This window comes from Falcatimonas sp. MSJ-15, from assembly GCF_018918265.1.
Taxonomy (GTDB): Bacteria; Bacillota; Clostridia; order Lachnospirales; family Lachnospiraceae; genus Falcatimonas.
This window is the reverse complement of sequence record NZ_JAHLQC010000002.1, coordinates 274670-286819: the sequence shown is the minus strand read 5'-3', so window position 1 is coordinate 286819 and position 12150 is coordinate 274670. Positions and strand designations below refer to the sequence as shown.

Below are 12150 nucleotides of genomic sequence, written 5' to 3'. Positions count from 1 at the left end.
CCTGTGAGTGTAATCTTCTCAACTCGTCTGCTCTGTCCATGAGTACCAAGTGAGATGATACCGTCATCTGATACTGTTGCAGCGATATCTGCTTCATCATCTGTTCCGATTCTTCTCTGTACGTGAGCTGAGAAGTTTACTTTGTCGTAGATGTCGTCTGTATCTGGTTTGTCAATATCAGCTTCATTATCTGTAACTTCAGCGTCAGGAGTTGCTACAACTGAGAATACACTGAATGAATCTGTCTGGAAAGATAATTCAACTTTATTAGTCTGAGTATTTTCAGCAGCCTTTGCTGTATAAATAGCTTCACCATTATCGTATACAGTATAAGTTTCACCATCTACAAGTTCATCATTCTGAACAGTTAACCAAACTGGTTTCTGGAGCTCTTTTACTTCATTATCAACTGTCATTTCAGCTACAAAGTTAACTACTGAATCTTTTACTTTGTATACTTCGTCTTCTGCATGTAAATCAGTTACTACTAATTTTACTTTTACACTTTTTTCTGGTGATTCTACAGCAACAACATCTGGGTCATATGCTGCAAAAAGTAATCCGTTAGCAGATACTGTGGATAATGTATTTGAATCAGTATCTGTAATTGTGTAGTAAGCTGATAAATCACTTTCAACTTCTGCACTTGCCTGTTCTACAGCTTCTTTCTTTAATATTTTTGCATCAACTTTATTGTCATTGATTGCATCTGCGAGCTGTAAAGATAATGCACTTGTAAGTTTATTATTTTTAGCTAATCTATTAGCATAAATTTCTGTATTTGGAATCGATGTAATTTCAAAATCATCATCACTTGGATCTGGCTGAACTACAACATATCCTGATGCTTCAAAATCATAACCTACATTAGCGTATACTTTAACTTTGGCATTAATCTTAGTTATACCAGGAGCCACAGGCTTTACATTAAATTCATCAGTACTACCTGAAATAGTTGCAATACTTGTATCTTCAACTGAATAGTCAGCATATACATGTGATAAATTAGTACTGTTTGTAGGATAAGCTGTTATTGTACCACTTGTTGTTGAAGTAGCTCCGGCAGTTGGAAGAACATCATTTATCACAAAAGATGCTGCAGTTACAACTTTTGAAGCTTTAACGCTATCAGTACCATTATCATAGCTACCATTTTTATTTCCATCAACATATGCTGTAACTTCGTAATCACCATAACGTTTTGTTGTTAATTCACCTGTAGATGTGTCAAAAATTGCATATATTAAATCTTTTGAATCTGGATTCGAAGTATCACTACCACCTGTTTTATCAACCAATTTGATAAGATTACCTTCAACAAGCATATCTAAATCAGTGTCAGCAGGTGTTGAGCCATCAGCCTTAACTGTATTTGTACCTTTTATAGCATAAGAAATATTCTGCTGTGAATTTGCAGGTGCAACATTTGTTGTTAATACAGCAGTATCACCAGTAGAAACTACTTCTTTATCAGCTGTCATAAGGATTGTACTTGCAGTTACAAGCCCTTTAACTGCTTTTAACTGAATTTTTTTACTTATCTCATTTTCACGACCAACGATTTTAATCTTAACTTCTATAGTAACTGTTGCACCGTCAACTTCAGCATTAACACTAGAATCATCTAAAGTTACGGGAATAGGTTTTGTAATATCAGAAACTGTAATAGTTGTTGGTGAAGCGACAGCCACACTATCAACGGTTGTACCACCAACTTTGAATTTGTTAGCAGCATCGCTTGATGCATAAGCTGTTACACTAACTGACTCGTATGTTTTGTTATCGCCTCCGAGTAAGTTAACATTTATATACTCTTGATTAGAAACAATATTGCTTGCACTACTAGGTAATGTATTATAAATATTAGTATTTGTAGCACTTAATGTTAAACCTGTTACAGCTGTTGCATCATTTATTTTTACAGTTTCAGTAGGATCTATTGTATAACTTGTTGATGATGCAGCAGCAGCCTTATCAGTTACCGAAGCAGCAGCTGAATACATACCTATATAATAGGTTCCTGTCGGAACATCATAAGGAATAGGCAATGCTGTTGTTCCATCAGCAACTTCTTTGAAAACATATACAGCTTTATCGCCTGTCTGAGAAGCAGTTCCTTTTGCAAAAAGAGCAATTCTTGTTTTATTAGAAGTTGATGCTATCGTAAGGTCTTTACCCTTTTGAATTTCATTTGCACCTGCTGGTGTAATAACAGAAGCTTCAGCAACTAATGGTTTCATCATATATGTTGGCACAACAGTAACTGCCATAGCAGCAGATAAAGCGTATGCCATAATTTTTCCCATCTGGGAACGTGTAAATTTGTTCATATCGTGACCTCCTAAAATTTAAAAATTGTGCCTGTTTTCGGCGAGTTTTTAGATATCTAAGGACCGGCGATTAATTGATTAATTTTAATTCTCCTCCGGTAGATGTGGGTACGAATGTGAATCACTTGAGCCTTTAAATATGATAGATGTGTTTGATGTTATCAACCTCATCATATACCTGCCACGGCATATCATTTATATCTATTGCCAAAAGCTCTATTGATTCAATAATACGACACATACTTACACTATATTATGTATAAAGCATTTTGGATTAAGATAGGCAGGCAGTGGATTTGATAGAATTATAAGAGTAAAAGAGTAGTAGCATATTAGTAGCAGACAATGAAAAAGTAGCTTAATCAAAAACTAATACCAACCTATTGGTTTTGATTAAGCTACAAGTTTAATTCAAATCTTCAATTTACTAAATTCTAAGCCCATTAATAAAACTCATCAATAGACAAGGTCTACCGAGCTTATCAATTTAAGATATCGATGATAAAGCAATCAAATAATTTTAAACTTTAATTCAATCGATAAGACGAATAAGTTTATTTTAAAGAGTTAATATTATCTTCAGTCATCTGCATATAAGGTATAGTAATTTCATCAATATTATCATCAAATAATTCATTATAAAATGTCTGATAGGCACTTTTACTTAGAGTTGTTGAAGTATTATTTTTCTTGTCAACTACGAGGAATACAACACCAGCATTATCTGTATCAGCCAGAGGATCAATTTTATTACCAAGAAAATCAACAGTTTCACCAACTTTGTGAGCTGAGATCTGATATTTTACGTCATAGACATCATTAATACTATTATACTCATATACGGTATATGGCCATAATTCATCACTTGCAGTATCAGCATCATTTTCCCACGTTACATAAGGTTCATTGTTGTTAAAGTATGTTATGCCGACATAATCTTGCAATTCGTTATGTAACTCATTAGTTTTATCATCATATCCGAAGACACTGTGAATTTTAAGCTGATTAGAATCAGAGTAGATAAAGTTAATGATAAGTTCATCAAGACCATCATTATCAATATCATATATTGAAAAATAGTTGTCAGTGATTGGATTTATGCAACCATCGGCATTAAGTTGTGTGCCATTTGGAAGTATATTATTATTAATTACCTGGTTAAGTGCATCCTGATAAGTTTTTATCATTTTATCATGTGTAGAATTATCAAGGTTTGTGTCTGAACTGACAGTAGTATTATTAGTGGAAGTATCACTAACTGTCTGGTCAGCTGATGATACTTCTGTAAATGTAGATTCCAATTCTTTTGTATTGTTGTTTTTGTTATTAGTAGAAGTGGTAGTGTTATTACATGCCATAAGGCACATTGACATGGCTGCAATATTAGCTAGTGTAAAAAATTTCATTTTCATAATCTGGTATCTCCTTTATTTTATATTATTCACGTATCTCCCGTATTGCGTGAACTAACGTAACTTGACGTCTATAATAGGATTATAAAAGAATTTACCAAAAAGAACTTTAATAATTTATAACACTTTTATATTCAAAACTTACGATATACTTAATATTTTGTTGCAAAGTGATTAATTATGTTACACTTAGTTTAAGATTGTTACAAAATATTTAGATATTCAAAATTTTTGAATATACAGATTATTAAAACAAGTTTTAGTATGCCATTTAAAATAAGTTGTTTAGCTTTTTTATGCAAGTATTATATATCATATTGCTTGTTTAACATGCTATTTTTTTAATAATCTGTTCAACTCTTTCTGTGCTTACAGATAGGATATCTGCGATTTCGTATGCAGAGAAACCTTTTCGGTTCATTTTGAGGACTGCCATTTTGATATGGTTCTCAAATCTTTGGTCAAACTGCTGTCTGGCATGTTCTTTGGCAGATGCCACGCCTTCTTCGAAGGCTTTCTTAATTAATTCATCATTAGGATTGCACATAACTTCTTTATCCTTTCAATATTCTGGGTGTTACTGGTATTATGTCAAATGGAGAGTTTCCACATATAATTCATAATCCTGCTTGTACTAAAGCAGTTTCTTTAGTTTTTACACTACTATTATGTTTATATAATGAACATTTGTCAATAGATAAAAAGGACTGTTATAGAAAAATATTATTGTTAAATCCTTGTCATAAAGCGACTTGTAATGATATGTAAAAATAAAAGTTTCCAAATTGATATGTGGAAAAGTAGTGAAAACTTATTTTGAAAATAAGGTTTGATGTATAAAAAAGATAATTGAAGCAATAATAGAATAATAACAGAGAATACTGAATGTAATATAGCGAAGTTGTTATGAATGATGTTTGCTAAACAGTACAAATCTAACAAAAATATTTAATAATATAAACATAGAAAGGATGATTAACATTGATAGAATCAGATACAATCAAACTTTTAAGAGAGTGTGATGCCGGAGTTAAGATGGGGATAACATCTATTGGTGAAGTACTTTCTTATGTAAGTGATGAATCTCTTAAAAAGTCGCTTAACAGATGTATGGATAAGCATATAGAACTTAAGGATGATATGCAATCATTGCTTGCAAGATATCACGATGAAGGTAAGAATCCTAATCCTGTAGCTAAAGGTATGTCATGGATGAAGACGAATGTTAAGCTTGTTATGAATGAATCTGATAAGACTATAGCGGATCTTATGACAGATGGTTGTAATATGGGAGTTAAATCATTAGAAAAATATCTTAATCAGTACAAAGCAGCGGATGATGAGGCAAAGAATATTGCTAAGGAACTTATAGGCTCAGAAGAAAAACTTCTTAGAGAGATTAAAAGCTATCTCTAGATTATAAAAAAGCAAAGAAAGACCTTTAGCTCAACGGCTATATATACCGAAAGAGTCTTTCCAAAAATGATATGCATACTAGTGTAAGAAGTCGGCTAATATTAGTTGATTAGCCGACTTCTCAATTATAGAAAAATAATTGCCCCTTTCAAATATTTTGATAAATATTATTCTAATAAGAATTATATTAACAGTTCCTATCTTATTTATCTAATATATATAATTTTGGTAATTAATTGTCTTCAAATCGTGCATTGTTAAGTTCTTCAAGAGCTCGAATAAGTCCTGCCTGCTGATTAGGAAAGAAATGTGAGTATGTATTAAGAGTAGTTGATATACGTTCATGCCCCAGGCGTTCAGCAATTACAGCAGGAGGAAAACCAAGATTTATAAGCAGTGATGCATGACTGTGACGTAAATCGTGAATACGGATTTTCTTAATACCAGAGATAGAGCATCCACGTTTCATTTCTTCATATAATAGTGTGCGTCGACATTTAAATATTCTGTCATAAGGTTTGGTTATTTTATTTTTAATAATATAGTTGTTAAGTTCATTACATAGAAAAACAGGTATCGGAACAATACGGTTGCTTCCTGGTGTCTTAGGCGGTGTAATAATGCTTTTACCACGAATCTTGTGATAAGTCTTATTAATAGTAATAATATTTTTATCAAAATTAATATCATTAAGTGTGAGAGCAAGAAGTTCGCCTTCACGAATACCGGTCCAGTATAGCGTTTCAAATATAGTATGTCCAAGGCTTCCAAGCTCGAAAGCACAGATAAAGTTATTATATTCTGTTTCAGTCCAGAATTTCATTTCCTTTTTTTCAGGTTTTACAATACATCCTGCCATCTGGCAAGGATTAGTTGCAAGCCCATAAAATCGAACTGCAAAGTTAAATAAAGCAGTTAATTGAACATTGATTCCACGAAGATAAGAATTACTATAATTTTTTGCTAATAGTGAACTTTGCCAGTTTCTGATATCAATAGGACGGATTTTATCTATATACATATTTTCAAAGTAAGGAAGAATGTGTAATTCGAAGATTTTGTCTTTGGTAATTAAAGTTGATAGCTTAATTCTCTTTGAGATGTCATCGTAATACAACTTGTAGAATTCTAAAAACAAAATGTTAAGATTGGCTTCACCATATTCCTTAAACATAACTTCATATTTTTGTGCATCATACTGAGTCTGAAATCCACGCTTCATTTTTTGTCTTAGAACACCGGTCACGTCAGTGTAATAGAATTTAGCATACCAGTAGTTGTATTTCTTATCATAGTAAGCAGGCATATATAAGCCCTCCTTTAAGTGTTATAATATATGTATTTGCGATAATGTGTTTTCGCAAGCGTTTAATATTATAACATCTTATCATAATTATTTAATAAAAAATCAAGAAAAGCATAATATTAGTATATAAAATTTTATCCGATAGATTAAACATAGAATTGTATAGATTGTATTTTAGCTAAACAATTTGAAAGAAGTACCTGGAGGGGGAGAAAATATATCTAAAATAAATATAGTGGAGGATATATTATGAAGTGCTTAGCAAGAGGAAAAAAACTAATATTGGCAGCAGTCCTGTCTTTAGCTATGGTATGTACATCAAATATGTATTATGAAAATGAAAAAATTTTGAATGTATATGCTGCAACTGAAAAAGAAGCAACTGACATAGGGATATCATCAACAGCCGATGTGATACTTTATGCCGAGAATGGAACAGGTGCTACAGCAAAGTTACAGGCAGCTAATACAGAATATCTTGAAACACAACTTACAGGTGGAACGACATTTAAGAAACTTGAATATTATTTTGAAGCTAAAAATATGGATAAGCAGTATGTTAATGATTGTTTTGTTATTAAAAAAGATAACGACACAACAGTATCTTTTACAGGAGGAAAAGCAGTATCGACACTTTCGACAGGCAAAAATGGAGTGCCAAAATTCTATATAACTGCCGGAGAAGGATACAGCGAAGGCGCAACACTTGAAGTTACAGTGACAATGTGGCTTACTAACAGAACAACACCAATGGTAAGACGTGCAGTATTTACACTTGATAATGGACTAACAGTTCCTACAGCTCTTGAGGTAACAGCGACAAGAGATATAATAAGAACAGGAGTTGAGACTGTTATTAAGACTAATATGCAGCCAACAGACAGTAATGCGACTATTTTTTATAAGATAACTAAGGATAAGCAAAGTATTAGTGATGAACTAACAGGTGGAGTACATACACTACAATCTACAGATGGCAAGACAGAATATGCAACTTTTGATGAGAATACAGGTATATTTAAAGCAAGTGTGGCAGGTGTATATGAATTTATACCGATGGCATCTGCATTTAGTGGAAAACCTATAACAAAAATAGTTAATGTTGTTGATTTATCTTTTGAGAATATAAGTGTTGAAGCGGGAAGAAGCGTTACAAAAGGTAATTTTATCTATGCAAAAGGTGATACAGTCGGAGGGCTTAATGCCAATAACTGTAAGGTGACATATGCGGTTGCTAATGAGAATATTGCTACGATAGAGAGTTCTGGCGAGGCGTATGGAGCTAATCTAAAAGTTATAGGTGTAAAACCTGGATTTACAAAGATTACAGCAACAGTAACTTCAATGGATAAAAATGTTAATTATTATATAACAAAAGAAGCATATATAGTTGTTGCACCAAAGTCTTCTGCGAAAGATTTTAGTATTACAGATACTGTTGGTAATAGTTGTAAAGAAGCCTATATTAATGAATTAGTAGCATGTAATAGAGCTAATATAGCAGTTCTTCGCAACGCAACAAAAGAACTTCTTAATGGAACACTTGATTCTGTAAAACTATCAAAAGATGCAATTGAGAGAATGCAAGGAACTTTTGAAGCAGATTATCCATACTATTATTCTGAAAAAATAGATAATAAAGTAAGTACAACTACTATAACAACGACAGGACTTACACTTGCATTTGCAAGTAGTAAAGTTGTTGATTCAAAAGATCCACTTAATACAGTTAAAGTTGTTATGACATGTAATAAAACAGATTCTGATGATGATGGTTATGTAATAAGGAATTCAGTAGTTAATTTCAAACCGTCATTTACAAGATATGGCAAAGATGCACAGCCGGATAGAGCATTATGGTTCACAGTTAAGAATAGTTCATTAAAAAACGGAACACAGTATGCTATATATAATAACAAGCAAAGAGTATGTATTCAGACAGCAGAGAATAACACAGTATCATTTGTAGTTGATAATCCGGGAGTAATATCAATATCAAAATCTCTTGATAATGGAGTAGCAGATACTAAGATGTCAGCATGGCTTATAGGTAAGGAGACTAATAATGGAGAAGTAGTAGACAACGGAAATAGCGGTTCTTCAGATAATGGAGATTCATCTGATGGAAGTTCTTCTGGTAGTGATTCATCAGGTGGAAGCTCATCAGATTCGTCAGAAGATCCAGATGATGAAGTTGTTGCACCTGCACTTGATATGAGATTTATAGGATATGTTCAGGATGAAGGACTTAAGAATGAAGTGGTAGATACTAATACAGGAATAATATCACTTGGAACATATGGCAAGAGCAGAAGATTTGAGAGTCTTATAATATATGGAATTGATAAAGATGATATAAAAGTTACTGCACATATACAAAATAGAGGTGATGTTACACCATACGCCTATGATGAGTCGGGTGGACTTCCACTTGGAGATTCAGGAAGTGGACTTAGAATGGAAGCAATATCAATGCAATTACTTAATAGATATGGTAAATCTTATGATATATATTACAGAGTTCATGTTCAGGATTATGGCTGGCTTGGCTGGGCTAAAAATGGTGAGATGGCAGGAACAAGTGGACACTCATTTAGAATAGAAGGAATAGAGATTGCTATTGTAAAAAAAGGTACAACATTTGACACATCAAAATATGTAAAAACATATGAAGAAGGCAATAGAGGTAAAGACGGACAAGCAGCATATATGGACAGAAAGTAATGGGTGTTGACAGCAATATCTTATTAAGTGCTAATGAGTTTGAAATTGTGACAGGATATGATATTTTTGGCAGGAATAAATATAAAATTACTATAAAGTAAAAATGCATAATCTCTTAATAGAATATAATATGTTTTTATAGGCTAACTATATAACATATCATAACCGACATCATATTAGAGGGAGAAGAAGATATCTAACAATATTTTATGTCTGGGGGATATATATGAATATTTTGTTTAAAACGAAGAAAAGTAAAGTGGTTCTTTCAATTATATTTGCTTTTGTATTTGTAGTAACATCAGCAAATTATGGAAATGGCAAAAAAGTGTATGCAGCATCAGCCAATGTATCTGGAATAGAAATAGATACGACATCAGATATGGTATTATATCTGCCTGATAATGCAACATCAGGTTACTCAGTAACAGATACAGAAGCGATATATACAACACTTTCAGGTGGTACAGAATATGAAAAGCTTGAGTATCAATTTGAAGCATATAATATTGATGGAGTAGCTGGAAGTAATCTTTTCAGTATATCAAAATCTGTTAAAAATTCAGTTTCAGCAGTTGGTTTTTCAGGTGGAAAAGCAACAGTAACACTTAAAAATTCATCAGAAGATATTCCATCATTTGCAATAGCAGCAGGCAGTAGTGTTACAGAAGGTGCAGTTCTTGATGTAACAGTTTCATTATGGGTTAAAAATAGAACTAATCCTTATGTAAGAAGATGTTCAATAGTTGCAGAAACAGGACTTGTTCCTGCGATAGGAGTATCTGTTAATGCATCACAGAGTTTTATAAGTGTTGATGATGAGATTACAATTACTAATAAGGTTGAACCATCTAATTGTAATGCTAATATAAAATATAAAGTAGCTAAAACAGGCACAACGACAAAAGAAATTATATCAGGTAATGTACATAGAGTTAAATCATCTGATGGCAAGACTCTTTATGCGACATATAATGATGAAACAGGCTATTTTAAAGCAGAAGTAAGTGGTAAATATACAATAACACCAACATCAACAGCATGGCTTAATGGAACAGCATATACTTATCCTGCAACAATATATGTTGTTGGAACAGCATTTGATAATATGGCAGTTGAAGAAGGAAGAACAGCAGGTAATATTAATGGACTTAAAGATGTATCAGGAACACTTAACACATCATCAACTTATGTTGTTTATGATGTTGAAGATAGTGATATAGCTTCAGTTTCATACAATTCAAGCAGTTATGGTACAAAGCTTAGCATAACTGGTAAACAGATAGGCTATACTAAGGTAACAGCAACTGTTAAGACATATGATAATGTAAGTTCAGCAGGAACATTTACGCAGTCAGCATATATAGCTGTTGCACCAAAATCATCTGACAAGACATTTGATATTAATAATATTGAACATAAAGAAGCATATATTAATGAACTTGTAAAAGCAAATAAAGCTAATCAGGTAGTATTAAAGAGTGCAGTTAAAGGCATTATTGCAGGAACTATTGATTGTAAAAAATTATCATATGAAGCCTATGAACTTATAGAAGAATGTATGGAAGCAGATTATCCATATCATTATGCAGTAAGTAATTCTGCTAAGACAGATAAGAATAAGACAACAGTTGTCGCTAATGGTCTTACTATAGCTTATGCAGATAATGATATACTTAATGTTAAAGATCCGGTTAATCCTGTAGAACTTAAGTTAGTATGTAGTGATGTATTAAGCCAACAGTCATCTTATAAGATGAAGAATGCTATTACAAGTTTTACAGCATCATTATCAGCTAAGAATCAGCCAGAGCAGAATGAACCATTATGGATAGCAGTTACTAATACAGGATTTAATAATGGTGACAGTTATACAGTATATCTTAATGGAAAAGCTATATATACAACTACAGCAGCAGATAGAAAAGTCAAATTTGTAACAGATGAGCTTGGTGTATTTTCTATAGCAAAAGCACAGAGTACACTTACTACATCATATTCAGAATGGCTTAATGAAGATACACTTGCAAAAGAAGAAGTACCGGCAATTGATATGGCATTTGCAGGATATGTAGAAGGATATGGTGAAATTGAAGAAGATTATGATGAATCAACAGGTATAATCAATGTTGGTACACATGGCGAGAGCAGAAGAATAGAGAGCCTTGAGATTAATGGAATAAGTTCAGATGATATCAAAATGACAGCACATGTTCAAAACAAAGGAGATCTTACACAGACAGTTACAGATGATGGTACAATAGTAGTTGGATGTCCTGGAGAAGGTCTTAGAATGGAAGCATTCTCAATAGAACTGCTTAATGATTATGCTAAATATTATGATATCTATTATAGAGTTCATGTTCAGGAATATGGCTGGCTTGGTTGGGCTAAGAATGGTGAAGTAGCAGGAACAAGTGGACATTCATTCAGAATTGAATCAATCGAGATAAAGGTTGTTAAAAAAGGTGAAGTTCTTAATGAATCATTATATCAAAAGACTCATGAACAAGGTGACAGAGGTAAATCAGGAAGTTCAAGTTATATGGACAGATGATTATAGAAGAATAAAAAAGTTATAAAAGATTTAATAACTTATCTAAAACAGGGATATTGCCTATATATAGGATGATATCCCTGTTTTATGCTTAGGTTGAACCTTATATAACGGCTCTTTGTAAAGCTCTTTGCCAGGAGTGGGGATAAAATTCATTTTTTATAACTTTAGATGAGATAGTATATATATTATTGTAAGCTGTCCAAGGTATTGCAGTTATGTTATAATGTATTGAGAAGTAAATAGAATGTATTTGTTAGAATGTATTGAGATATGTATGGATAGTGAGAATATATAAAAAATGTTAGCAGTTAGAGTATGTAAGCATAGTTAGAATAGAAGAGTAATGTTAAAAACAGTTTAAATAGGATATTGTATAAAATAGGGTTTGATAGTTAAAAAATA

Annotated in this window: 7 protein-coding genes; 3 read left to right on the top strand and 4 right to left on the bottom strand. The window is 32.4% G+C overall.

Translation table 11 applies throughout. The features are described 5' to 3' along the window. From KQI85_RS02320 to KQI85_RS02310, 3 genes are all read right to left on the bottom strand, one after another. Positions 1 to 2330, bottom strand: a 2330-nt coding sequence (locus tag KQI85_RS02320; RefSeq protein WP_216574491.1) for a hypothetical protein, incomplete at its 3' end; no start/stop codon positions are given. A gap of 554 nt (positions 2331 to 2884) precedes the next feature. Beyond that, complete coding sequence (locus KQI85_RS02315) at positions 2885 to 3742, bottom strand: hypothetical protein (protein WP_216574490.1); 858 nt, start codon at positions 3740 to 3742, stop codon at positions 2885 to 2887. Positions 3743 to 4067: 325 nt separating this feature from the next. After that, a complete protein-coding gene (locus tag KQI85_RS02310; protein WP_216574489.1) occupies positions 4068 to 4289 on the bottom strand; it encodes a helix-turn-helix domain-containing protein in 222 nt (73 codons plus the stop codon). A 434-nt stretch (positions 4290 to 4723) separates the two neighbouring features. Between KQI85_RS02310 and KQI85_RS02305 the strand changes: the two genes are divergently transcribed. Next, complete coding sequence (locus tag KQI85_RS02305; protein WP_216574488.1) at positions 4724 to 5158, top strand: hypothetical protein; 435 nt, start codon at positions 4724 to 4726, stop codon at positions 5156 to 5158. Positions 5159 to 5390: 232 nt separating this feature from the next. Here the strand turns inward: KQI85_RS02305 and KQI85_RS02300 are convergent, their stop codons facing one another. Then, positions 5391 to 6464 carry a site-specific integrase gene (locus KQI85_RS02300; protein WP_216574487.1) on the bottom strand — a complete coding sequence of 358 codons (1074 nt, stop codon included), beginning with the start codon at positions 6462 to 6464 and terminating at the stop codon, positions 5391 to 5393. Between the two features lie 249 nt (positions 6465 to 6713). On the opposite strand from KQI85_RS02300, the gene KQI85_RS02295 reads away from it, so the two are divergent. Then, positions 6714 to 9188: a hypothetical protein gene (locus KQI85_RS02295; protein WP_216574486.1), complete on the top strand. Its 2475-nt coding sequence runs from the start codon at positions 6714 to 6716 to the stop codon at positions 9186 to 9188. 226 nt (positions 9189 to 9414) lie between these two features. Further along, the gene (locus tag KQI85_RS02290; RefSeq protein WP_216574485.1) at positions 9415 to 11745 is read left to right on the top strand and encodes a hypothetical protein; all 2331 of its coding nucleotides are present in this window, start codon (positions 9415 to 9417) and stop codon (positions 11743 to 11745) included. The last annotated feature ends 405 nt before the right edge of the window (positions 11746 to 12150 follow it).